Genomic DNA, 23829 nt, shown 5'->3' with positions numbered 1-23829 from the left:
AAGCGGGAAAAAACGTGGTTTTTCCCGCTTTGTAATTATTTGGTGAAAATCAATAAATTGATTTTCCTTGTCTGTTTATCGAGATCTCTGGCAGGTCATTTCTCATCTCAAATTTGCCAGCGGTCCTCGGGAAGGCGAAAGCCTCCCTTTTTTGTTTTAAAGGCCAGCACTTAACTAAAGAAAAGCACGCTGAAGGTTGAGTCAATTGAGCGCCTCACTCATACTCCCATCACCGTTTTCTCCTTCAAGGAACAGGTCATGGCCGAAGAAACTATTTTCAGCAAAATTATTCGTCGTGAAATTCCGGCGGATGTGGTTTATCAGGACGAGCTGGTTACCGCGTTTCGCGATATCTCCCCTCAGGCTCCAACCCATATTCTTATTATCCCGAACGTGCTTATTCCTACCGCTAACGACGTCAAAGCCGAACACGAGCTGGCGCTGGGGCGCATGATGACCGTAGCGGCCAAAATTGCGCAGCAGGAAGGGATTGCCGAGGACGGCTACCGCCTGATAATGAACTGTAACCGCCACGGCGGGCAGGAAGTCTATCATATCCATATGCACCTGCTGGGCGGCCGTCCGCTTGGGCCGATGCTGGCGCATAAGGGCTAATCCGATGCAGCGCTTTTTCCTTTGCCTGTTAGCCACGTTGCTGATGGCGGGCTGTAGCTCGCGCCCGGCGATCCCGGTGAATAACGATCAAACGCTGGTAATGGAAGCCGCAGTTCTGGCCGCAGGGATTAGCGCCGAAAAACCGGATATTTCACGTCAGGATGGCGCAACCGTTGCCGAGGCCTCGCTGTATAATGAACAGCACAAGCCGGTTACGCTGTACTATCGTTTCTACTGGTATGACGCAAAAGGGCTGGAAATCCATCCGCTCGAAAAAGTGCAAACCGTTACCCTCCCGGCGCAGTCAGCATTAGTCGTTCACTCGACGGCTGCGTATCCGGGGGCTAAAAAAGTGCGTCTTTCTCTCTCTCTGTAAGGAGTGAATTTTGATTAGGGGACTTCATCGTTATCTGGCCGTCACCGTCGTGGCGCTGGTGCTTACCGGGTGTATTAACCGCGGCGAACAGCCCGCGCCGGTAGAAGAAGCTAAGCCAGGCGTTGAGCAGCCAGCTCAGCCGGAACCTACTGTACCAACCGTGCCGACGGTGCCAACGCAGCCAGGGCCTGTTGAGCAGCCGCAGCCGACGATCCCGGCGCAGCCTAAGGTTCGCACCTACGACTGGGGCAGTTCTATCCAGCCGATGGTGGGCAAAATGCTGCAGGCAGATGGCGTAACGCCGGGCAGCGTATTGCTGGTGGACAGCGTCAATAACCGCACCAACGGCAGCCTGCAAACCAGCAGCGCGACCGAAGCGCTGCGAGGGGCGCTTGCCAACAATAACAAGTTTACTCTGGTGTCAGCCCAGCAGCTCTCCATGGCGAAACAGCAGCTTGGTCTTTCACCGCAGGACAGCCTCGGCAGCCGTAGCAAAGCTATCGGCATTGCGCGCAACACCGGCGCTCAGTACGTGCTGTACACCAACGCCAGCGGCAATGTGAACACGCCAACCCTGAAAATGCAGCTGATGCTGGTGCAAACCGGGGAAATTATCTGGTCGGGTAGCGGTGCTGTTCAGCAAACCAACTAAGGCGTCTCTGGACGCCGTTATTGCCCGATATCTTCCGGCGGCCCAGGCCGCCGGTTGTTTTTCTGCTCTCGAAGGGCTGAGCGGCTCCAGCTACCGTCTGGTGACGGAGCAGGGTAATTTCACGGCAAGGAAACTATCTCCCCAGCGCCTGCCGGGTCTGTCTTTGCAACGGCATTACCGGGCGCTTAAACGACTACCGGCTGGCATTGCGCCAAAGCCGTATTGCCTGGTAGAGGGCTGGCTGCTGACGCGCTGGCTGGAAGGAGAAGTTTCCCCGGCTCTGCCGCCGCTCGGGGAATTAACCGGCTTATTGTACTATCTTCACCGTCAGACGCCGTTTGGCTGGCGCATAAGTCTGGTGCCGCTGCTGGCGTTTTACTGGCAGGAGAGCGACCCCAAAAGGCGAACGCTGGCCTGGCTGAGAGAGCTGAAGCGCCTCAAACGAGCCAAAGAGCCGCGTCCCCTGCGGCTGGCACCATTGCATATGGATGTCCACGCCGGGAATTTGGTACGGCAGGGCGATGGCCAGCCGGGGCTTATCGACTGGGAATATGCCGGTGACGGTGACATTGCCCTGGAGCTGGCGGCGGTGCTGGCTGCTAATCCCGTCGACGGCGAGGCGCTGCTGGCGCAGTATGCCGCTCTGGCGTCGCTTAACGTTGATAAGCTCCGTCAGCAGGTTACGCGCTGGCAGCCGTGGATAGCGTTGCTTATGGCGTCCTGGTATGAATGCCGCTGGCGGCAAACCGGACAACAACACTTTATTACGCTGGCAGACGACGCATGGCGTGCGCTGCGTGCGATGAAACATCAGGAGAGAGAATCGTGGGCCCAGTAATGTTGGATGTGGCTGGCTTTGAGCTGGATGCCGAAGAGCGTGAAATATTGCAGCACCCGCTGGTGGGTGGGTTAATTCTGTTTACCCGCAACTACCATGACCAGGAGCAGCTGCGCGAGCTGGTTCGTCAGATCCGTGAAGCCTCGCGCAACCGTCTGGTGGTCGCCGTCGATCAGGAAGGCGGCCGCGTTCAGCGTTTCCGGGAAGGTTTTACCCGTCTGCCTGCCGCGCAATCTTTTGCCGCGCTGCACGGGCTGGAAGCGGGCGGTAAGCTGGCGGAAGAAGCCGGCTGGCTGATGGCGAGCGAAATGATTGCCATGGATATCGACATCAGCTTCGCGCCGGTGCTGGATATCGGGCATATCAGCGCGGCAATCGGCGAGCGTTCTTATCATGAAGATCCGGCCAAAGCGCTGGCGATGGCGACCCGCTTTATCGACGGCATGCATGCCGCAGGAATGAAAACCACCGGGAAACACTTCCCGGGGCACGGAGCGGTCAAGGCGGACTCCCATAAAGAAACGCCGCATGACCCGCGCCCTCAGGAAGAAATTCGCCGCCATGACATGAGCATTTTTGCTTCGCTGATTAGCGAAAATAAGCTGGATGCCATCATGCCCGCGCACGTTATTTACGATGAGGCTGACCCTCGCCCGGCCAGCGGCTCCGAATACTGGCTGAAAACGGTATTGCGCGGTGAACTGGGCTTTAACGGCGTGATTTTCTCTGACGATCTGTCGATGGAAGGCGCGGCAATCATGGGCAGCTACGCCGAACGTGGCCAGGCATCACTGGATGCGGGTTGCGATATGATCCTCGTCTGCAATAATCGTAGTGGAGCGGTGAGCGTGCTGGATAACCTGTCTCCGGTCAAAGCGGAACGTGTTACAGGTTTGTATCATAAGGGTTCGTTTACCCGTCAGGAACTGCGCTCGTCGGCGCGCTGGAAGCAGGTTAACCAGCAGCTTGAAGCGTTGCATGAGCAGTGGCAGGCCCAGAAGGCGGGCGTCTAATATTCAGGCCGTGAGGCCTGATTGTATGCGGTGAGGATGCGATGATTATCTATTTACACGGTTTTGACTCAAACAGTCCCGGTAACCATGAAAAAGTGCTCCAGCTTCAGTTTATTGACCCGGATGTTCGGCTTATCAGCTACAGCACGCTGCACCCGAAACATGACATGCAGCACCTGCTCAAAGAAGTGGATAAAATGCAGCAGCTCACCGACGATGAGCGGCCGCTGATCTGCGGCGTGGGGCTGGGTGGTTTCTGGGCAGAGCGCATTGGTTTTTTGTGCGACATTCGGCAGGTGATTTTTAACCCGAATCTCTATCCGCATGAAAACATGGAAGGGAAAATAGACCGCCCGGAAGAGTATGCGGATATCACCACCAAATGCGTGCAGAACTTCCGCGAGAAAAATCGTGACCGCTGCCTGGCTATCCTCTCGCGAAATGACGAAGCGCTGGATAACAAACGCAGCGCCGAAGCTCTGCATCGCTACTATGAGATCGTCTGGGACGAGCAGCAAACCCATAAATTCAAGAACATATCTCCGCATCTTCAGCGCATTAAAGCCTTTAAAACCCTCGGCTAATTTCCCCGCCTTCGCCGGTCAAAAACAGAGGTCAGCCATGCGGCTGGCCTTTTTTGTTTATCTTTTCGGCATAAAAAATTGATGTACATCAATTTTGGTATGACCAATGCACCCTTCATGTTATTCTCGATAAAGTTCAGCAATTTTACTGAACTAACCCTTTGTTAACTAAAGGTTATTTAGATAACTTTTAGTTAACAATTGGTTAATATTTTAGGGGGTCAAGTTGACTACGCCATTGAAAAAAATAGTGATTGTCGGCGGTGGAGCAGGTGGTCTGGAGCTTGCGACTCAGCTGGGTAAAAAACTGGGGCGTGGCAAAAAAGCCAAAATCACCCTGGTCGACCGCAACCACAGCCATCTGTGGAAGCCGCTGCTGCATGAAGTTGCTACCGGCTCTCTGGATGAAGGCGTGGATGCGCTCAGCTACCTGGCGCACGCCCGCAACCACCACTTCCAGTTCCAGCTGGGTTCGGTGGTCGACATCAACCGCGAAAGCAAAACGCTGACCATCGCCGAACTGCGCGACGACAAGGGCGAGCTGCTGGTTCCCGAGCGTAAAGTGCCTTACGACACGCTGGTGATGGCGCTGGGGAGCACCTCCAACGACTTCAACACGCCGGGCGTGAAGGACAACTGCATCTTCCTCGACAACCCGCACCAGGCTCGTCGTTTCCACTCCGAGATGCTGAACCTGTTCCTGAAATACTCCGCTAACCTTGGCGCGAGCGGCAAAGTGAATATTGCCATCGTCGGCGGCGGGGCAACGGGCGTTGAGCTGTCTGCCGAGCTGCATAACGCGGTGAAACAGCTGCACAGCTACGGCTACAAAGGGCTGACTAATGAAGCGCTGAATGTGACGCTGGTTGAAGCCGGGGAACGTATTCTGCCTGCGCTGCCGCCGCGTATTTCCGCAGCAGCCCACAGCGAACTGACCAAGCTTGGCGTGCGTGTACTGACCCAAACTATGGTCACCAGCGCCGAAGCTCACGGCCTGAACACCAAAGACGGCGAGTTTATCGAGGCGGATCTGATGGTCTGGGCTGCGGGGATCAAAGCGCCTGATTTCCTGAAAGATATCGGCGGCCTGGAAACCAACCGCATCAACCAGCTGGTGGTTGAGCCTACGCTGCAAACTACCCGTGACCCGGATATTTATGCTATCGGCGACTGTGCATCCTGCGCCCGTCCGGAAGGCGGTTTTGTGCCTCCGCGCGCCCAGGCCGCTCACCAGATGGCTTCCCGCGCCCTGACCAACATTCTGGCGCAGATGAAAGGCCAGCCGCTGAAGGCATACAGCTATAAAGATCACGGCTCGCTGGTTTCGTTGTCTAAATTCTCCACCGTGGGCAGCCTGATGGGTAACCTGATGCGCGGTTCGATGATGGTAGAAGGGCGCATCGCTCGCTTCGTCTACATCTCGCTTTACCGCATGCATCAGATTGCGCTCCACGGCTACTTCAAGACCGGCCTGATGATGCTGGTTGGCAGTATCAACCGCGTGATCCGCCCGCGCCTGAAGCTGCACTAAGATTTATTTTTCCCGCAAACCCGGCCATCGTGCCGGGTTTTTTATTGGCTGTATCAGCATAAAATTCGGCATATTCCGAACCCGCGCCTCAGAGTTGTCTTAAACACGGAGTTTCACCGCATTATCCCGCACTTTTCATCCGCAGTCTGATTTCTCAAACCCGTCACCTGAGTGCAAAATTAGGTTAACAACAAGGTCAGGAGGATGTCCTGTGAATAAATCAATGTTAGCGGGTATTGGTATTGGCGTGGCCGCTGCGCTGGGTGTAGCCGCGGTCGCCAGTCTTAACGTATTTAATAGCGGCCCCCAGTACGCACAGGTGGTTTCCGCCACGCCAATCAAGGAAACGGTAAAAACGCCGCGTCAGGAATGTCGGAATGTGGCCGTGACGCACCGTAAACCGGTCCAGGATGAGAACCGCATTCTCGGCTCCGCGCTGGGTGCGGTAGCGGGCGGCGTGCTGGGCCACCAGTTCGGCGGCGGCCGTGGTAAAGATGTAGCTACCGTAGTTGGGGCGCTGGGCGGCGGTTACGCTGGTAACCAGGTCCAGGGTGCCATGCAGGACGGCGATACCTACACCACGACGCAGCAGCGCTGTAAGACCGTATACGACAAATCAGAAAAAATGCTCGGCTACGACGTAACCTACAAGATTGGCGATCAGCAGGGGAAAATCCGCATGGATAAAGATCCCGGCACGCAAATCCCGCTCGACGGTAAAGGCCAGCTGGTGCTGAATAAAGCCTGATGAATTGTTGAGAGGAAAAACCCGCTGGTTAAAGGCGGGTTTTTTCGTTTAATGCGTACCACGCAGCTGCTGCTGGAGTGTCAGTAAAGCCCCGACTTCCTGAATTCTGCGCCGGGTGAAATCCGCAACGGCCTGAGGAGAGCGGGCAAATAGCGTGGCTGCGCCAAAAATCACTTCTCCAAGGCAGCGGTCGTAAAGCGGGCCGCTGGCATCGAGGACAATTTCATCGTTAATGATGATTTTCTCTTCACTGCCGCGCCGGTCAGCGCTGATAGTCCGGCCATCTTTCAGCACGATATTGATACCTTTTTGCCCGCCAGCGGGGCCTGCGTATTTATTTAGCTGCAATACGCAGGGAATACCGCCCAGCTCGCCGCGCAGTAGCGCCTGTCCTTCGGCGGTAGTGACGTCTCCGGGGGCAATATTATTGCCGAGCCTGTCTTTTGCCAGTAACAACTCAAGGCTGAGCGACTCATCCGCTCCTGCCAGCATCAGCGTTTCCCGCATCATCGCCAGCACATGAGTACCGATATCAACAATCACGCCGTCCGGGTGGCGCAGCTCGCGGGTGTCGGCCTCGCCGGTAGCAAAATTCAGCGCGATGGGCTCTCCTGCCGGGTTAAAGCCGCTTGGCTCCAGCAAAAAGCCTTCGATACGGTCTATCTCTTCCAGGCGGGGGATAAACTGCGCCGCATTGGTTCTTACCATCCAGTGATCCAGCGCCAGTACGCGGCCTGCCGTTGCCGGGGCGCTTAAGAGCTGCGCTAACTCCTCCAGCTGTTCAAGCGTTGCCGCCACGGGCTTTTCCACCACCACGGGCAGGGTGCTTTGTTGCAGCACGCTTTTCAGCATCGGCAAGTGCTGTAGAGAAGAGGTGGTGATAAACACCAGGTCTAATTGCTGAGCAAGCAACTGCCCTAAAGAGGGCAAGAAGGTAATGAATTCAGAGCGGTAACGCGGTGCGGGGTCGAAGCCATAACAAACAACGTCGCGGCGAGCGAGACGGCGGATCGCCGGTAGATAGGCCGTTTCAATGACGCTGCCCACGCCGATAAAACCAATATTCATGACGCCCTCTGAAAAATAAATAGCGTTAAATAGCCCTTATTTTTAAAAGACTATTTGCCGGCGGTCGAGGGTTAATATGTGAGGAAGAGTAAGCATGTGAACTTGCCCGACAAATGCCGGGCAAGTCAGCGCGGTTTTAGAACTGAACGGAGTAGTTCATACCGAAGGTGCGGCCGCGGCCTTTGTAGTCATACAGCGAAGCAGGGCCATAGCCTGGGCTGTAATACAGAGGTGCGCGCTGGCCCCAGACCGTGGTGTAGTCGCGGTCGAAGAGGTTTTCTACGCTAAGGCTAAGTTTACCCACAGGAAGCTGGTAGCTGCCGAGTAAATCAACGGTAGTGTAGCCATCAATGCTGTATCCAGCGGCATCGCTTACGTTGAAGGACGTGGTGCTTTGAACGCGCAGGCTCCACGGGTCCGGCGCCCAGCCGATATAAGCGGTTGCTTTCGATGGGCTGGCAACTTTCACATCATATTTCTGCCAGCTACCGTTCACTTTAGACTCGGTTTTCAGCACGTTAAAGTTTGCGCCGGTGCTCCAGTTGGTATCGGGAATAAAGTAATCCACCGCGCCTTCAACGCCGTAAATACGGCGTTTATCGTCAACTACGCTAATGGTCAGGTCTTTATTCGCCAGCACGCTTTTATCGGACAGCGAGTAGTAAGCCGCAATTTGAGTGCGCAGGTTATCGCCGGTGTAGCGCCAGCCCAGCTCATAAGAGTCAACCTTCACGCCCTGCAACTTGCTGGCACTCACGTTCACGCTATTGGTCAGCGGCAGGTGGCCGTTAACCGCTGCGCCATAGGTTCCGCGGCCGTAGTACTTGCCCGGGTCCGGCAGTTCAACGCCCTGGGAGAAGTTTACCCAGGCCTGCTGGCGCTCGGTGATGTGCATCAGCAGCCCGGCGTTAAACAGGAAGTTGTCGTAATCGGTGGAGCCGCCAGGAATCGCATCGGCAGACTTCACTTTGCCGGAGGCAATCTGCTGCTGCTGGGCGAAGCCGATAAAATCATCGACCTTGTTCTCGGTGTACTGGTAACGCACGCCGCCGCTCAGGGTAAAGATTTCGTTGATGTCATAACTGGACTGCAGGAATGCAGCCAGATTGCTGATGTCGTAGCCCGGATAACGGCCGGTGGTAAAGATTTTTTGGTTGTTCAGGCCGCCGGAAGCGCTTGCCTGGGCCAGATCGAAGAACATCTGGTTAGAGGTAAAGCGTTCGTGGTCGGCGTCCAGACCGTAGGTCAGCTGCCAGCCGTCCAGCGGCTTGCTGTTCAGCGTCAGCTTGGCACCGTACTGATCGGTATCCTGCTGAGAAGAAGAGAAAGCGGTCGCTTTTTTATTCGCGTCTACGGTCGGGAACGGATAGAACATCAGCGATTCGTCGCGATAGTAAACCTGGCCTACCAGCTCCTGGCCGAGGAAATCGCTATTAGAATACTGCATGCTAATCAGGTGACGCTCGGTGCCCGGAATACGGTCGGAATTCAGGCCCTTGCTCACATACGGCGAGCTGCTGCCGCTAATTGCCGAGAAGTTTTTCCCGAGATTCAGGCCGTAATCGTCGTCGCCCTGGCTTTTGTAATACTGGGTAATTAATTGCAGCTGCTGGGTTTCATCGATATTCAGCGTGCCGGTGCCCATTACGTCCAGGCGATCGGAGTATTGCAGGCCGGTCTGGGTGTTATCGAGCAGGGTGGCATCGCCGTTACCGTCATACCAGCCACCAAATTTCTGATACGCCACCGACATACGGCCGGAGATATGCTCGTTGCCGCCGGAGATGGCGCTGGCGATACGCTCATCATGATCTTTGCTGCTATTAAAGCCGCTTTTAGTCCCTGCCTCAAACTCCATCTGGGTTTCCGGCTGGCCTTTTTTGGTCACGATGTTGATAAGGCCGCCGGTGCTGCCGCCGCCGTACAGCGACGTTGCGCCAGAAATCACTTCAATATGTTCGATATTGAACGGATCGATAGAGTCCAGCTGGCGGCTGTCGGTGCGCGATGAATTGAGGCGCACGCCGTCAATCAGCACGACCAGCGGGCGGCCACGGACGTTCATGCCATAGTTAGTACGGCTCTGGCTGCTGACGTCCAGGCCGGGGATCAGCTGGGCCAGCGCGTCTTTAAGCTCTTTGCCGCCCTGGATCTGCTGCTCCAGTTCGGTTTTCTCAATCACCCAGGTGGTTTGGGCCATTTCAGCGACGGTGCGGTTGCTGCGGTTGGCGGAAACCACCATCGTCTCGTCGCTATTTTGCTGGGCAACCGCCGGCGCCATCATGGCGAGAAGCAGCGGGTTGAGCGCCCAAAGTGTGTGCTTTTTGGTTATCATCATTGTTCCTTCAACGGGCTAACAAAAATTAGCCCAAAGATGCTGTGTCCTCGTCATCCTTCAAACAGCAGCGGTGTTGGCTGCCTTCACGTCACCCCATCACGTAGTTATCTACGCTCAGGGGATGTCGTTCAGTTGCCGCCTGGCTGCATTTCGAATGATTTAGAGGAAAAGTGTGTTAAAGAAGCAGCATTCTGCTGCGGTTTTTCCCGGCTGCCGCTGCGCCATTGGATCAACGCTGGCGGCGTACTGAGATCGAACAAATCACGCCCCAGTGCGCGATTCAGAATACGGGCGGAGCGCCAGGCCATCAGGCTTAGCTGTGGCTCGGCAATGCCATGCGTTTGCATACTGGCGTTAACCGCAAAGATGTTGTTTTCTTTCGGGCCATCCCACTCCAGCGTAAAGTCGTCACGTACCCGGAAGTTGCACTCGTCGCGCATCGCCATTTTTGGCATCAGTGGGGAGAGCATCTGCGGCAGGGTCGGGCGGTAGCCGGTAGCGAAGATAACTACGTCGCTGTCGAGCGTGTCGTAGCCTTTATCCAGATGGTGCTCCAGCAGCAACTGCCAGCCCTGGCCACGGCTCTCAAGGCCGGTCACCGAACGGCTTGGCAGCAGGCGCGCGTTACGCGGCAGGCCCTGCACTTCGAAGCGGTGATACAGCTCGCGGTAGATGGTCAGCAGCGAGTCGGCGGTGATGCCGTCGGAAGTCATCTTCTGCTCATCCAGCATTTTCTGGCGCGCTTTTTCATCCAGGCCAACAAAGCCTGAAACGTATTCCGGCGTGAAGTATTCGTTGGCAAATGCCGCTTCATCCAGGGCGTTGAAGTTATTGCGGCGTGAAACCCAGTTAACTTCGGCCACTTCTCCCCATGCGCCACGGAAGGCGTTCAGGAACAGGTCGGCACCGCTTTGCCCGCCGCCGACAACCGTTACGCGTTTGCCGCTCAGGTTCGGCAGGCGCAGGCTCATTTCGCTGGCGTGGAAGCAGGTTGGAGTGGCGGTTTTCACGCACGGCGGCAGGTGCGGCTGCTTGCCGATGCCGAGGCAGATATTGCGGGCGAGGGTTTCGCCCTGGCCGGTTTGCACCACAAACAGCTGGCGGCGTTCGTCAAAATCAACGCGTTCGACCGTCTGGTTAAAGTGCAGGTTGTTCATGCCCTCTGCGGCCCAGCGCAGGTAGTCGGAGAACTCGTCGCGCGAGACGGTGCGCAGCTCGGTGGTCAGGAAGCGGTAGAATTTCTTGCGCTTCACCAGGTAGTTCACAAAGCTGAACGGGCTGGTGGGTGCCACGGCGCTGACCAGGTCTTTCAGGAACATGGTCTGCATATGGCAGTCCGGCACCAGCATGCCGGGGTGCCAGGCAAAGTCGGGACGGCTGTCGAAAAACCGGCTGCTAAATCCCTCTGCTTCGTGTGACAGCGCCGCAATGCTCAGGTTAAACGGGCCGATACCTACGCCAATAAAATCAACAGTGTTTGTCATAATTCAATCCCTGGTTACCAGCCACAACGGGTTTTGCAGATCCTCGAGGTAATTCGGCAGCATGCGGCTGCCTCCGTCCTGGTCAGGCCAGGTCAGTTTTACCGGGTTCAGCACAACGCGGATGATTTGTGGCTTAAAGAGTGAGAAAAGCGCAAAGCGCGCCGACATTTGCGGATGTTGCTGCATGTAATCACTCAACACTGCGGCCAGCAGTTGGTAAAAACGTCTCTCCGGCACGCCGAGGCGGGCCATAAGCGGCGAAACAAAGCGCAGTACCGTAACGAAATGGCCGGTCTGCAAATCATGAATTAAGTAATCGGCGCTCAGGCGGGCGGTAACGTCCCGCACTTCCTGAGGCAGGGAGTCCATCTCCGGGAACTCATCCTTCACCAGACGCATATCGCCCTGAAAATCTTTCAGCAGGACGCGCTGCGGCACGCCATCTTTCATGGCGAGGGTAATATTTTGCCCGTGGGCAATCAGCGCTACGCCGTAGCGGCAGAGCAGGTGGTAAAGCGGCACGACCACGGCGCGGAACATCTGGCTGAGCCAGGTTTCAGCATCCAGGCCTGACTGGGCGATATACGCCCCGATCAGCGGTCGGTTGTTTTCGTCGCACTCCATCAGGGTCGCCATCAGGATCGGCGTTTCGTCCGGATTCAGCCAGCGGCTATGGTTTTCACGCCAGATAACGCCCAGCATTTCCTGGTAGCGGTAGGGGGCCTGAGCCAGCGCGGCGTAGCCTTCATGGGAAACGTAGCCCGCAGCGGGCTCGCCGAGGATGACGGCTCCGGTTTGCCTGAGCGTGTCGTCCGTGGCGAAGACGTTCTGAAGCCAGCGCGAGGCCAGCGGCCCGGCGGCAATGTATTTGCCGGGAATACCGCGATAGCAGGAGGTGTTGTAGATGGTCAGCGGCAGCTTGATATCCAGCCCGCCCTGGCGGCTGGCGTTGGTCAGGGTACGCAGCGACTGCTGGGCCAGCCATTGGTCGCCAAATTCCCCGAGGGAAATCATCTTGCCTTCGGCCAGATCAGCAACGAAATCAAGGGCGATTTTCTGCTGCCATTGCCACGGATGAACCGGCAGCGGCAGCCAGCTATCGTCCAGGCCATTCTCCTGCCAGGCCTGGTTAAAGCGGGCAAACTCCTGCGGGTCCATCGCGGCGCTAAGCAGTTGCTCAATATCCAGCTCGCTGTCGCAGCGCCACACCATATGGTCGCGCTTTACCGCCAGCCAGTGCAGGCGGAAGGTATTGGCGTACTCCGGGGCGTAACGCTCCAGCGCCTCTTTACCCCAGCCGCGGCGACCCTTGTTGAAGGCGAACTTCGGGTGGCCGCTCAGCAGGCATTGTAGGCGATCCGGGTCCAGGGCGATAAGCTCGCTGGCGCTCATGCCCCGGCGGGCGTTAAGCAATTGCAGGTCGCCAAGCAGCGTGGCGTACAGATCCTGCATATGCTCGGCGACGGTGGCATCGCTCATCGAGAGCACCGGCTTGAGCTGCATCAGCAGGGTTTGGGCCAGTACCGGTTCGTCCGCACAGCGCAGGGTTTGCGCGTCAATCCACAGCCAGCCCCAGATCCCGCGCTCGGCGCTGAAGTGCCACTCTGCGCCGGGCAGGCCGATGCAGTAGCGGTTATCGCCCTGAGATTCGGCCTGGAAAACCTGCTCATACTCCAGCTCGGCCAGCATTTTTGCCACCAGTTGGCGGTTTACAAAATCCCATTCCTTGCGATTCATTACAGGCCCACCTCGTTGAAGAAGTTATCCCGGTTAGCCATCACCAGGCGCGAACGTTTATGCGGGAAGTCGAACTCTTTGATAGTCGCGTAGCCCGCAGGCTCCAGATGGCGGAACAGGCGCTGGTTGTCGGCGCGCGGCTCCAGCACGGTGCGTTGGGTACGCGGCTCGTCCAGCAGCAGGTAATGGGTCAGCCCGCGCAGCCAGCTCTGCACATAGTGCGCGCCGCGCCACTGCTGCTCGCCGACCAGAAGATGCAGGCCGCGGTCAAACGGCTGCCAGGCGTAATGACGGCCAATGCGGTCTTCCGGCGCCCAGTAAATTTCGAAATAGCTGAACGGCTGGTCGTCAAAGCAGCCGATTAGCGGGAAGGCGTGTGTGCCGGTAAGCTGACGTTCGAGATAGGCGGTTTGCAGCTCCAGCGAGCCGCTTTGCTCCCAGAAATACTCGACGCGGGGATCGTTCATCCAGCGCGTAAAGCGTTCTGCATCGAGCGCCGGGTCGGCAACGTGGAAGCTCAGCGTCTTGCGGACTTTCGGATCGTAGCGGCGGTAAACTTCGCCTTCCGGGCGAGCCGGGCGCTGCGGGAAATAAATCTCGCGTTCGGCATCAAATACCATCTCGCCGGAAGCGCGTTTCGCCGGGGTACTGAGCCACAGAGGCAGCTGCCAGAAGGCCGCGCGATGCACGATATCGCTTTTCAGATAGTCGAAGAGGACCAGGGCCTGCGGCTCCTCGCGCCATTCGGCGTAAGGCAGCACGATGGCTGAAAGCTGAGGCGCGGCAATAAACATCTGGTCCAGCGCGTCGCGCAGCCAGCCGTCCGGCAGCAAGCCGGGCCAGTGCAGAACGGCGCTGTTATCCTGACCCCAGCCGATGTTCAGCGGTTTAGCGAGCTTTTCGCAGCGCAGGCCGTGCCCGCCGTGAACGATAGTTGCCTGAAACATTCAGCCCTCCTGAGCCAGCAGCGGATTCACGAAATCAAAGTAGATAACCGAAGGATCGACGATGGTGTTTTCGTTGTGGTCGTGCAGGTAGCAGAAGAAGTTGCCCTTCACATTCCAGTGCGGGCTTTCCAGCACGTAGTCGAGGCAGGTTTTATGGGGCACCTGGTCACGCACGGCGCTGAGCGAGTCGCGCACGCGGGCCATCAGGTTAGCTTCGCTATCCAGCCCGGCAGCACCCAGAGCGGCGGTAACCGCAAAAGTGGAGTTGACCAGCAGGTAATAAGGGAAATAGCGCAGCAGCTGCTCGCGGCTAAAGACGTTCTCCGCCTGAGCCTCGCCGATGGTGTCCAGCCAGCCTGCGGCATGCGGCATAAACGCGCTGCCCTGGCAGTCACGGTAGATAAGGCCTATCGGCAAGTCCTGCTGCATTTCGACCAGAATATTTTGCTGGTGAGCCAGCAGCACCAGGCCGTAATCCGCTTCGGCGGTGAAGAGCGGCTTCAGTACCTGCTGGCAGTAGGCTTCAACCCAGGCATGGGCTGCCTGCTGCACGGTAATATTCAGGCGAGTGCTAAGGCGTTTAACCGCGGCAACCAGCAGCGAATCGCCGCCGTCCGGCGCAGACTGGGTCAGAGAGACCAGCACATTGGTCTGGCTCTGCGGCTGTTCAACCAGCAGGTTCTCACGCAGGGCGAACAGGCTCTCTTCCATAATATTGCCGTGCAAATCTCTCAGCCCGGCCCAGCCGTCTTCCTGCATCACGCGGAAGGTCGGGAAGCGCGACTGCAAATCCTGCCAGCGTTCGGTTTGTGCCAGGCGGGCCAGGCGCATTCCGCGCTTCACTTCTTTCACCGATAAGGTGCGCACCGAGTTGGTCAGACGCACGCTCAGGGAAAACTTAATCATGTCGCGGCTGGTAGCGCAGTAAAGCGAGCGGGAAGAGGTGGTTGGCAGCCATGGCGCACCGGCTTCGCCTAAATCTTTTATCAGATTTCTGGCGACTAATTGCTGGCACCATTCCTGCTCCAGCAGGTACTCCCCCTGCCACGGATGCAGCGGGAACAGCCACTGATTATCGCTTAACTCGCTCAGCAACTGCGGAGCATTTTCAGCGGCAAAGCGCGTCAGGCGCTGCTGTAAATTAAGGTGCAGGCTTTCGCCCGCCAGCTGGGCCTTATCGACCGCAAACCAGCGCAGCGGGAAGTGCGGGGCGAAGTCCGGCAGATAGCGCTCGGCTTCCTGCTGATTAAAGGGTTCGTGAGACTTAGGCGCAGGGTGGAAGGCATGGCCGACCAATAATGCCTGCTCCGCCTCGCCAAAGTTCAGCGCCTGCTCGCGCAGCCTGCTCCAGTCGTGGCGGGAGTCAATTGCCTGCTGAGTATGGGCATGGCTTTCCATCACGCGCTGATAAAACGCCTCGCAGCCGGTGGCCGGGAGCATTTGCTGGTGCTGGAGTTTATCGACAATAAGCTGGGAGAGGGTGGCAAAATCAACCGGCTGGCTGCCGGTAGCGTTGACCAGGCGAGCCGGGAATTCAAAGCGGTGATGCTGGGTGGGAGAGAAATAAGCCACTTTAAAGTGCAGAGCTTGCTGTTCACCCAGCGGGATAATTAGTTCGGCTGGCTGGCTTTCGGTAAGACGCCAGTCGTTGGTTTCACGGACCAGGGAATTGAGGAAGCACTGCGCGGCCACATCCCAGGCCAGAGTTTTATTTGGCAAAGTCATCATCAAACAGTTTCCACGCGTTATGATAATGCGAATTTTGCCGATAACGGTTCTCATTATCAATAACAATTGTTAGAATCGCTAAAATAAATTTTACAAATACGCACAATCACTCTACGGGTTAGCAACACTTTGACATCTCTCGACGTCGCGGCCGCGCCGCAAAAATCCCTTTCCTGCTGGCCGCTTGCGCTTAGCGCCGGGTTGCTCGGCGTCGGGCAGAACGGACTGCTGGTTGCCATCCCCGTGCTGGTGATTCAGACAAACCTGAGCCTGTCCGTCTGGGCGGCTTTACTGACCCTGGGGTCGATGCTGTTTTTGCCGTCCTCGCCCTGGTGGGGAAAACAAATTGCCCGCCTGGGCAGTAAGCCCGTGGTGCTGTGGGCGCTGGCGGGGTATGGCGCGAGCTTTACTCTGCTGGGGTTGGGCAGCGCGCTGCTGGCAACCCATGCGGTAACGGGTGCCGTCGGGCTGGGGATATTAATTGTCGCGCGCATTATCTACGGCCTTACCGTCTCGGCGATGGTGCCTGCCTGCCAGGTGTGGGCGCTACAGCGGGCGGGCGAGGGCAAGAGGATGGCGGCGCTGGCAACCATCAGCTCCGGGCTGAGCAGCGGCCGCCTGTTCGGGCCTCTGTGTGCCGCCGGTATGCTGGCTATTCATCCTCTCGCGCCGCTGGGGCTGCTGATGGTGGCTCCCTTGCTGGCGCTGGTGATGCTGCTGCGCCTGCCGGGTACGCCTCCTTTGCCCGCCAGCGAACGTAAAAGTGCCCGCCTGCGCCTCGACTGTATGCCTTATCTGCTGTGCGCCATTCTGCTTTCTGCGGCGGTCAGCCTGATGCAGCTTGGGCTTTCTCCGGCGCTTACCCGGCAGTTCGCTACCGATACCGCCGCCATCAGCCATCAGGTTGCCTGGCTGCTGAGCCTGGCCGCAGTGGCTTCATTACTCGCCCAGTTCGTTATTCTTCGCCCGCAGCGCATGGCCCCGATGTCGCTGCTGCTGAGCGCCGGTGCCCTGATGATTTGCGGCCTGGCGATGATGATTTACGTAGAGCTGTGGCTGTTTTATCTCGGCTGCGCGCTGCTTTCATTTGGCGCGGCGCTGGCCACCCCGGCCTACCAGCTGCTGCTGAACGACAAGCTTGCCGACGGCGCGGGGGCAGGCTGGATTGCGACCAGCCATACTCTGGGCTACGGCTTATGTGCATTACTGGTGCCGCTGGTGTCCAAAACCGGCGCTGAAGCGGCATTGATTACGGTGGCTTTTTTGGCCGCAGTGTTATTTACCGTGGTGTCCGGCGTTATCTGGCGCAGCCGCCATCGTTCACGTCATTCTGCAATTTAAGCGTAAGGAAAAGTTATGGCTGGAGTTCAGGGCTACCGTCTGTTCAACGTTCAACTGGCGCGCAAAACCGAAGTTTCTCCTTCGCTGCTGAGCCTGGTGTTTAGCGGGCCGGATGTGGCGCAGATGAAATGTGATTCACCGGATCAGCGCATTAAGATGCTGTTTCCTTCTGAAGATGGCACGCCGCCTTCGCTCCCCGCGGAAGGGCAGTGGTATCAGATTTCGCAGGGCATGCCCAAAGAGAAGCGCCCGGTTATTCGTACCTACACGCTACGCCACGTTGACGCTGCCCGCCAGGAAGTGACCGTTGAGTTTGTCAGCCACGGTACCGAAGGACCCGCTTCCGCATGGGCGATTAACTCCGCGCCGGGAGACTGCATCCAGATAGTTGCGCCTAATGCCGCCCACCCGGAAGACAGCGGCGGCTATGAATGGACGCCTCCGGCGGGATTGCGCAATGCGCTGATCGTTGCCGACGAAACCGCACTCCCTGCGGCGCGGGGCATTCTTGAGATGCTGGCGGGCCAGCCCAATCCGCCAAAAGTGCAGGCCTTTTTTGAAGTGCCGGAGCAGGGCGATTGCGTTGATCTGAGCGCCTTTAGCTTCGCCGAGATTAACTGGCTACCGCGTAAACCTGCGGCGGCAACGCACGGAGAATGCCTGATTCAGGCGGTGAAAACCCATGCCCGCGTGCCGGAAAGCAGCCATCATGAAGATGTGCAGGAAGAGGCCGAGGATGAGCTGCTGTGGGACAAAGCGACTACCGGCAGCAACGAGTTTTACGGCTGGGTGGCGGCCGAGTCCACCGTGGTTAAGCTGCTGCGCCGCCATTTGATAGGCGAGCGGGGCGTGGAGCACGAGGCGATTAACTTTATGGCCTATTGGGCGAAAGGCCGCGTGCGCTAACAAAAAGGGCGGCCATCATGGCCGCCCTGCGAGTCAGATCTTCTTCAGCTCCGGCAGCAAACGTACCGTCGTTTTGACTATCTGCATTAACTCTTCGTAGCTGGCGTTTTCCCGCGCGCTGACCGACATTCCCTGAATAATACAGCACAGATATTTTGCCAGGCAGCGCACATCGCGCTCTGCCGGTATTTCGCCTTTCTGCTGATGCTGCTCAAGGAAGCGGATCAGCGTCTGCTCCTGCACGGCGTGCCGGGCCTTTATCGTGGCGGCAATATCTTCCGAAGAAGCCGCCAGCACCGACGAGGTGCAGATAATAAAGCAGCCTGCGGGCGTGCTTTTGTCGGTAAAACATTTTGCCACCGCAGAAAGATAGTTCTCCAGCGCGGTTTCCATCGTCTGCTCTTCGCACAGCAGGCAGGCTTCATGCTTTGCCGCAAACCGTGCGATGTAGCGGTCCAGCACCGCGCGGAATAGCCCTTCTTTGTTGGTGAACTCCGCATACAGCGTGGGTGCTTTTGCCCCGGTGGCTTCTACCAGGTGCGCCATGGATGTTGCTTCATAGCCATGCTGCCAGAAGAGTGTCATGGCCTTGTCGAGTGCCGCTTCCCTGTCAAACACTTTTGGACGGCCACGGCTTTTTTTGCTGCAACTTAATGTCTCGGTTGCCATATCTGCCGTTTAACCTCTGTCTAATTAGTGAACACTTATTATAAAAATAATCGACGACAGTAGCCAGAGGCTTGTTATGAAAAATAATTATTTCTTATCACAATGAAAAATAGCGCTTTTTTTAATTACTTAACGTTCGTTATTAAAATGTGTTGACGTGTGACGCAGATCACGTTTATCATTTTTATATCGATCGTTAACTAATTCGGGTTGGCGACCTAAATAATCACCTGCTTAGGACATTTACGATGAAAACTTTAACTACTCTGTTCGCTGCCGCCGTACTTAGCTCACTCTCATTCGCAAGCTTTGCGGCTGTTGAAGTCTCCGCCACTCCGGCCGGTCAGCAGAAAGTCGGCACCATCAGCGCGGACGCGGGCAGTAATCTCTCTTCCCTGGAAGAACAGCTGGCCGCCAAGGCCGATGCAATGGGCGCTAAATCGTTCCGTATTACCTCCGTTAACGGTCCGAACACCCTGCACGGTACAGCAGTCATCTATAAATAAGCCGGACGTTAACCCTCAATACGTCTGACCTTATTAGTTATATGCCACTGTAAGCAAAAGGCCCCGTCGCGAGACAGGGCCTTTTCTATTGCGTTTTAAATAATTAGATTTCGTTTTGCGGGTGGGCGGTGACGTTAACCGGCATCCCGGAGCGGTGCTCCATTGCCTGCGCCATGACCTGAACGTCGGTCTGCGGCGCGTCACGGAACTGCTTCATCGGCTCGTTGAGCACAATCGGCAGCACTTTTGGATCGTCATCAATGGCTTTGGACAGCGGCTGGTGAACTTCAACCAGGCGGGAACCATCCGGCTCGATGGAGGTTTTAATTGGCGTATTGATGATGCGCACCTGGGTGCCGACCGGAACCTTGTTAAACAGGGCTTTAATGTCACCGTCGCGCAGGCGAATACAGCCCGAGCTTACGCGCATCCCGATGCCGAAGTCGGCGTTGGTGCCGTGCAGCAGGTAAACACCGCCGAACGCCGCGAGGCGGATCGCATGGTGGCCCATCGGGTTATCCGGCCCCGCAGGAACCACGGCAGGCAACTTCACGCCCTGAGCCAGGTAGCGAGCGCGAATATTTGCCGTTGGCGTCCAGGTTGGGTTGGCGCGTTTATCGGAGATCTTTGTCACCATTGTTGGAGTCAACGTATCGCCACCCAGTTGGCCGATGCCAATCGGGTAAACGGTGACGCTATTTTGCCCGGCAGGGAAGTAATAGAGGCGCAGCTCGGCGAGGTTGATAACAATGCCTTCGCGCGGCACGTCGGGCAGCAGCATCTGGCGTGGGATGGTCAGCACGCTACCGGCGCGCGGAACGTAAGGATCGACGCCCGGGTTGGCCTGCAATAAAGCCAGGAAACCGACGTTGTACTTCTTGGCAATCGCCTCCAGCGAACCGCCGTCGTTCTCAACCTGGTGGAACAGGTTTTTGCCAATCAGGCGACTATTGGCGGCTGGAAGCGGGTAATCGTTAGCGCTGGCGGGCAGCGCAATAACCGCCGCGCCCATCAGGGCCACGGCGGCAAACCAGCGGCGGAATAACAAAGTACGCGTTGCAAACATAGCTTAAACCCTGCGTTTAAAATGGCTAATTTTATTAGACAGATAAACGCCAATTATCGGCTAGCGGAATGTCGGGAAGTCCTGGGAGATTGCAAAGAATGTGTAAATGTCACAGAAAGTTGCGCCTTACCGGACGGTAAGGCGCAGAGGGTTATGCGGCGGCGTTTTCCGCCAGGCTGTTCATGAAGTTACGCACCCATTCCATCCGCGTTTTGCGGTCGGCAAGTTCCTGAATAAACTTCAGGCGGGTCGGCCCGTCGAGACGGAAATGCTGCGGCTGCTTTTGCAGCAGGCCAATCAGCCAGACCGGATCAACATGGTTTTTCTCGGCAAATTCAATCACGCCGCCTTTCTCGTTACCTTCAATCTTACGCACGCCGAGCTTCTGCGCCTGCTGGCGCAGGGCGGCGATATCCAGCAGATTGCGGGCCGCATCCGGCAGCAGGCCGAAGCGGTCGATAAGCTCAACCTTCAGCTCGTCCAGCTCGTGCTCGCCCTTCGCGCTGGCGATGCGCTTGTAAAACGACAGGCGGGTGTTCACGTCAGGAATAAAGTCGTCCGGCAGCAGGGCCGGCATGCGTAGCTCGACTTCCGTCTGGCTGTTGGTGAGATCTTCCAGCGACGGCTCGCGGCCTTCTTTCAGGGCATCGACGGCGTTTTCCAGCAGCTCCATATACAGCGAGAAGCCGATGGTTTCCATTTGCCCGCTCTGATCTTCGCCCAGCAGTTCGCCCGCGCCGCGAATTTCCAGGTCGTGAGTCGCCAGAGCGAAGCCCGCCCCGAGATCTTCCAGAGAGGCTATCGCTTCCAGGCGTTTCTGTGCGTCGGTGGTCATCGCTTTAGGATGCGGCGTCAGCAGCCAGGCATAAGCCTGATGGTGCGAACGCCCCACGCGGCCGCGCAGCTGGTGAAGCTGGGCGAGGCCAAAGTGGTCGGCTCGTTCGATGATAATCGTGTTGGCGGTCGGGATATCGATCCCGGTTTCGATGATGGTGGTACAGACCAGCACGTTAAAACGCTGGTGGTGGAAGTCGTTCATCACCCGTTCCAGCTCGCGCTCGCGCATCTGGCCGTGACCGATGGCAATGCGCGCTTCCGGTACCAGTTCGGCCAGTTTGTCAGCGGCTTTCTGAATATTTTCTACGTCATTGTAGAGGTAATAAACCTGCCCGCCGCGCAGCACTTCACGCAGAATAGCCTCACGCACTACGAGGCTGTCGTATTCGCGCACAAAGGTTTTTACCGCCAGGCGGCGAGCCGGAGGCGTGGCGATAATCGACAGGTCGCGCATGCCGCTCATCGCCATATTCAGGGTTCGCGGAATTGGTGTTGCGGTCAGGGTCAGGATATCCACGTCGGCGCGCATCGCTTTGATGCGCTCTTTGTGGCGCACCCCGAAGCGGTGCTCTTCGTCGACGATCAGCAAGCCCAGATCGCGCCACTTCACGTCGGCCTGCAACAGCTTGTGGGTGCCTATCAGAATATCTATCTTGCCTTCGCTTGCCTGCTCCAGGATCTGCGTCTGTTCTTTGGCGCTGCGGAAGCGGGAAAGCATTTCAATGCGCACCGGCCAGTTGGCAAAGCGGTCGCGGAAGTTGTCCAGATGCTGCTGCGCAAGCAGGGTGGTTGGCACCAGTACCGCGACCTGTTTGTTGTTCTCCACGGCCAGGAAGGCGGCTCGCATAGCGACTTCGGTTTTGCCGAAGCCCACGTCGCCGCAGACCAGCCTGTCCATCGCCAGCGGGCGGCACATGTCGCTCAGCACGGCATTGATTGCCTGAGCCTGGTCCGCCGTGGTTTCGAACGGGAAGCTGTCGCAGAACAGCTGATACTGCTCGCGGTCGTGCTTAAAGGCGAAGCCTTCTTTGGCGGCACGCATCGCATAAATGTCGAGCAGTTCGGCGGCCACATCACGCACTTTTTCGGCGGCTTTCTGGCGCGCGCGGGACCAGGCATCGCTGCCCAGTTTATGCAGCGGTGCGTTATCGTCCGCGCCGCCTGCATAGCGGCTGATAAGATGCAGGGAGGAGACCGGAACGTACAGCTTCGCATCGCCCAGGTAGGTCAGCATCAGGTATTCAGCGGTGATCCCGCCAGCCTCAAGTGTCGTCAGCCCCGCATAGCGGCCAACGCCGTGCTCAAGGTGAACCACTGGCTGGCCTGGATGCAGCTCGGCCAGGTTGCGGATCAGGGTGTCCGGGTTAATGGTGCGGCGGCTGTCCTGGCGGCGGCGGCTTACGCGCTCGCCCAGCAGGTCGCTCTCGCAGATCAGCGCCCGGTTGCGCAGGGTGTCAATAAAGCCGTGCTCGCTGGCGCCAATCATCAGGTAACGGCCGGTGCCTTCGGCTTCTTCAAGGCGATAAATACGTTTTGGCGCAACTTTAATGCGCCCCAGCAGTTCTCCCAGCGCTTCACGGCGGCCTTCGCTCTCCACCGAGAAGACAACCGGCCCGGTAAAGGACTCAAGGAATTTACGCAGGCTGTCCAGCGGGGCTTTCTGCTGCGCCAGTACCGCCAGGTCCGGCAAGGTTTGATAACCCAGATTAACGTTGGCCGCTTTCTTCGCCAGAGAGTCGGTTTTGAGCTGAACGCGCGGCCAGGCTTTTAGCTCGCTAAACAGCGAGTCGGTCTTCAGCCATAAATCTTCCGGCGGCAGAAGAGGGCGCATCGGGTCAACGCCGCGATTCTCAAAGCGGGCATTAGCGTCCAGCCAGAAGCGTTCGGCACTGGCTTCCAGGTCGCCGGTATTCACCAGCAGCGTGTTGGCCGGGAAGTAGCTGAACAACGTCGGCAGCGGCTCGCTAAAGAACAGCGGCTGCCAGTATTCGATACCCGCAGGTAAAGTGCCTTTGCTCACCTGCTGGTAGATGTGCTCCGCGTCGCGCTTAACTTCGAATTTATCCCGCCACTGGCTGCGGAACAGCTCGATAGCGTTTTTATCGGTCGGGAATTCATGGGCGGGCAGCAGGTTAATGGCTTCCACTTCTTCCAGCGTGCGCTGGGAGTCCACGTCGAACACGCGCAGGCTGTCGATTTCATCATCAAAGAAGTCAATGCGGTACGGCTGGGCGCTGCCCATCGGGTAGAGGTCGAGCAGCGCGCCGCGTGTGGCGAACTCGCCGTGCTCCATGACCTGATCGACGCTGCGGTAGCCGGCCTGCTCCAACTGAGCACGCAGATTATCCCGCGATAAGCGCTGGCCTTTTTTCATCACCAGGGCGTGGCCGTGCAGGTAGCTGTGTGGGCAGACCCGCTGCATCAACGTATTAACCGGCAGGATCAGCACGCCGCGCTGCATGGTCGGCAACTGGTAAAGGGTGGACAGGCGTGAAGAGATAATTTCCTGATGCGGAGAGAAGCTGTCGTACGGCAGCGTTTCCCAGTCCGCGAGGTTCATCACCAGGCTGTCGGTAAACTGGGAGACTTCGTCGTGCAGGCGCAGGGCGTTCTGCATATCCGGGGCAATCAGCACCACCGGGCCGCTATGGCGCTCGACGATTTCGGCCACCTCGGTGGCGCAGGCCGAACCGGTTAACTCTCCAAGCAGGCGCTGTTCAGCGGCTTTAGCGGGTAAGGAATAGCGATATTGTTCAGGCATAGAAAGCGTCAGGATCTCGTAGGTTATTCCGCCAGCGTGGGCGATAAAGCCGCCGCGACGGTGCGCGAGCCATTGATAAGCAGT

Annotated in this window: 20 protein-coding genes; 11 read left to right on the top strand and 9 right to left on the bottom strand. The window is 57.5% G+C overall.

The genetic code is table 11. The features are described from left to right. Nucleotides 1-258: 258 nt before the first annotated feature. The 8 genes from hinT to FOC35_RS00445 all read left to right on the top strand — a co-directional run bounded on the left by hinT (nucleotide 259) and on the right by FOC35_RS00445 (nucleotide 6357). A complete protein-coding gene (hinT, locus tag FOC35_RS00480; RefSeq protein ID WP_172567827.1) occupies nucleotides 259-615 on the top strand; it encodes a purine nucleoside phosphoramidase in 357 nt (118 codons plus the stop codon). Nucleotides 616-619: 4 nt separating this feature from the next. Continuing rightward, on the top strand, nucleotides 620-991 hold the full coding sequence (locus tag FOC35_RS00475) for a YcfL family protein (RefSeq protein WP_016535871.1): 372 nt from the start codon (nucleotides 620-622) through the stop codon (nucleotides 989-991). Nucleotides 992-1001: 10 nt separating this feature from the next. Further along, nucleotides 1002-1643 (top strand): penicillin-binding protein activator LpoB, encoded by a 642-nt coding sequence (lpoB, locus tag FOC35_RS00470; protein ID WP_172567826.1) that lies wholly within the window; start codon nucleotides 1002-1004, stop codon nucleotides 1641-1643. Next, complete coding sequence (gene thiK / locus FOC35_RS00465; protein ID WP_172567825.1) at nucleotides 1621-2481, top strand: thiamine kinase; 861 nt, start codon at nucleotides 1621-1623, stop codon at nucleotides 2479-2481. The genes lpoB and thiK overlap by 23 nt, the downstream gene beginning before the upstream one ends. Next, nucleotides 2469-3494, top strand: coding sequence for a beta-N-acetylhexosaminidase (gene nagZ / locus FOC35_RS00460; RefSeq protein WP_172567824.1), 1026 nt, complete (start codon nucleotides 2469-2471; stop codon nucleotides 3492-3494). The genes thiK and nagZ overlap by 13 nt, the downstream gene beginning before the upstream one ends. 41 nt (nucleotides 3495-3535) lie before the next feature. Further along, nucleotides 3536-4078 (top strand): alpha/beta hydrolase YcfP, encoded by a 543-nt coding sequence (ycfP, locus tag FOC35_RS00455; protein WP_172567823.1) that lies wholly within the window; start codon nucleotides 3536-3538, stop codon nucleotides 4076-4078. A gap of 226 nt (nucleotides 4079-4304) precedes the next feature. Next, entirely contained in the window at nucleotides 4305-5609 is a 1305-nt protein-coding gene (locus tag FOC35_RS00450) for an NAD(P)/FAD-dependent oxidoreductase (RefSeq protein WP_172567822.1), read from the top strand. 211 nt (nucleotides 5610-5820) lie between these two features. Next, nucleotides 5821-6357 (top strand): glycine zipper 2TM domain-containing protein, encoded by a 537-nt coding sequence (locus tag FOC35_RS00445; protein ID WP_071704087.1) that lies wholly within the window; start codon nucleotides 5821-5823, stop codon nucleotides 6355-6357. Nucleotides 6358-6405: 48 nt separating this feature from the next. Here the strand turns inward: FOC35_RS00445 and FOC35_RS00440 are convergent, their stop codons facing one another. From FOC35_RS00440 to iucA, 6 genes are all read right to left on the bottom strand, one after another. Continuing rightward, nucleotides 6406-7425: a Gfo/Idh/MocA family oxidoreductase gene (locus FOC35_RS00440; protein ID WP_172567821.1), complete on the bottom strand. Its 1020-nt coding sequence runs from the start codon at nucleotides 7423-7425 to the stop codon at nucleotides 6406-6408. A 136-nt stretch (nucleotides 7426-7561) separates the two neighbouring features. Then, the gene (iutA, locus tag FOC35_RS00435; protein WP_264479237.1) at nucleotides 7562-9763 is read right to left on the bottom strand and encodes a ferric aerobactin receptor IutA; all 2202 of its coding nucleotides are present in this window, start codon (nucleotides 9761-9763) and stop codon (nucleotides 7562-7564) included. A gap of 128 nt (nucleotides 9764-9891) precedes the next feature. Next, nucleotides 9892-11247, bottom strand: a complete 1356-nt coding sequence (gene iucD, locus FOC35_RS00430; RefSeq protein ID WP_016535880.1) for an NADPH-dependent L-lysine N(6)-monooxygenase — start codon at nucleotides 11245-11247, stop codon at nucleotides 9892-9894. Nucleotides 11248-11250: 3 nt separating this feature from the next. Then, the gene (iucC, locus tag FOC35_RS00425) at nucleotides 11251-12984 is read right to left on the bottom strand and encodes an aerobactin synthase IucC (protein ID WP_172567820.1); all 1734 of its coding nucleotides are present in this window, start codon (nucleotides 12982-12984) and stop codon (nucleotides 11251-11253) included. Then, complete coding sequence (gene iucB / locus FOC35_RS00420; protein WP_172567819.1) at nucleotides 12984-13931, bottom strand: N(6)-hydroxylysine O-acetyltransferase; 948 nt, start codon at nucleotides 13929-13931, stop codon at nucleotides 12984-12986. Before iucB ends, iucC begins: the two co-directional genes overlap by 1 nt. Beyond that, a complete protein-coding gene (gene iucA / locus FOC35_RS00415) occupies nucleotides 13932-15656 on the bottom strand; it encodes an aerobactin synthase IucA (RefSeq protein ID WP_172570294.1) in 1725 nt (574 codons plus the stop codon). Nucleotides 15657-15788: 132 nt separating this feature from the next. Between iucA and FOC35_RS00410 the strand changes: the two genes are divergently transcribed. Together FOC35_RS00410 and FOC35_RS00405 are read left to right on the top strand one after the other, a co-directional pair. After that, nucleotides 15789-17000 carry an MFS transporter gene (locus FOC35_RS00410; protein ID WP_172567818.1) on the top strand — a complete coding sequence of 404 codons (1212 nt, stop codon included), beginning with the start codon at nucleotides 15789-15791 and terminating at the stop codon, nucleotides 16998-17000. Between the two features lie 15 nt (nucleotides 17001-17015). After that, nucleotides 17016-17906: a siderophore-interacting protein gene (locus FOC35_RS00405; protein WP_172567817.1), complete on the top strand. Its 891-nt coding sequence runs from the start codon at nucleotides 17016-17018 to the stop codon at nucleotides 17904-17906. A gap of 33 nt (nucleotides 17907-17939) precedes the next feature. On the opposite strand, the gene FOC35_RS00400 is transcribed toward FOC35_RS00405, so the two are convergent. Then, nucleotides 17940-18575 (bottom strand): TetR/AcrR family transcriptional regulator, encoded by a 636-nt coding sequence (locus FOC35_RS00400; protein ID WP_016535886.1) that lies wholly within the window; start codon nucleotides 18573-18575, stop codon nucleotides 17940-17942. 248 nt (nucleotides 18576-18823) lie between these two features. Here FOC35_RS00400 and bhsA point away from each other — a divergent pair, with 248 nt between their 5' ends. After that, nucleotides 18824-19081, top strand: coding sequence for a multiple stress resistance protein BhsA (gene bhsA, locus FOC35_RS00395; protein WP_016535887.1), 258 nt, complete (start codon nucleotides 18824-18826; stop codon nucleotides 19079-19081). 103 nt (nucleotides 19082-19184) lie between these two features. Here bhsA and FOC35_RS00390 read toward each other — a convergent pair whose 3' ends face one another. Together FOC35_RS00390 and mfd are read right to left on the bottom strand one after the other, a co-directional pair. Continuing rightward, on the bottom strand, nucleotides 19185-20147 hold the full coding sequence (locus FOC35_RS00390) for a L,D-transpeptidase family protein (RefSeq protein WP_172567816.1): 963 nt from the start codon (nucleotides 20145-20147) through the stop codon (nucleotides 19185-19187). 151 nt (nucleotides 20148-20298) lie between these two features. Further along, nucleotides 20299-23745 carry a transcription-repair coupling factor gene (gene mfd / locus FOC35_RS00385; RefSeq protein ID WP_172567815.1) on the bottom strand — a complete coding sequence of 1149 codons (3447 nt, stop codon included), beginning with the start codon at nucleotides 23743-23745 and terminating at the stop codon, nucleotides 20299-20301. Nucleotides 23746-23829: the final 84 nt, after the last annotated feature.

Origin of the sequence: Cedecea sp. FDAARGOS_727 (genome assembly GCF_012273235.1) — a bacterium.
Lineage (GTDB): Bacteria > Pseudomonadota > Gammaproteobacteria > Enterobacterales > Enterobacteriaceae > Cedecea > Cedecea davisae.
This window is presented reverse-complemented; position numbering and strand designations above follow the sequence as displayed.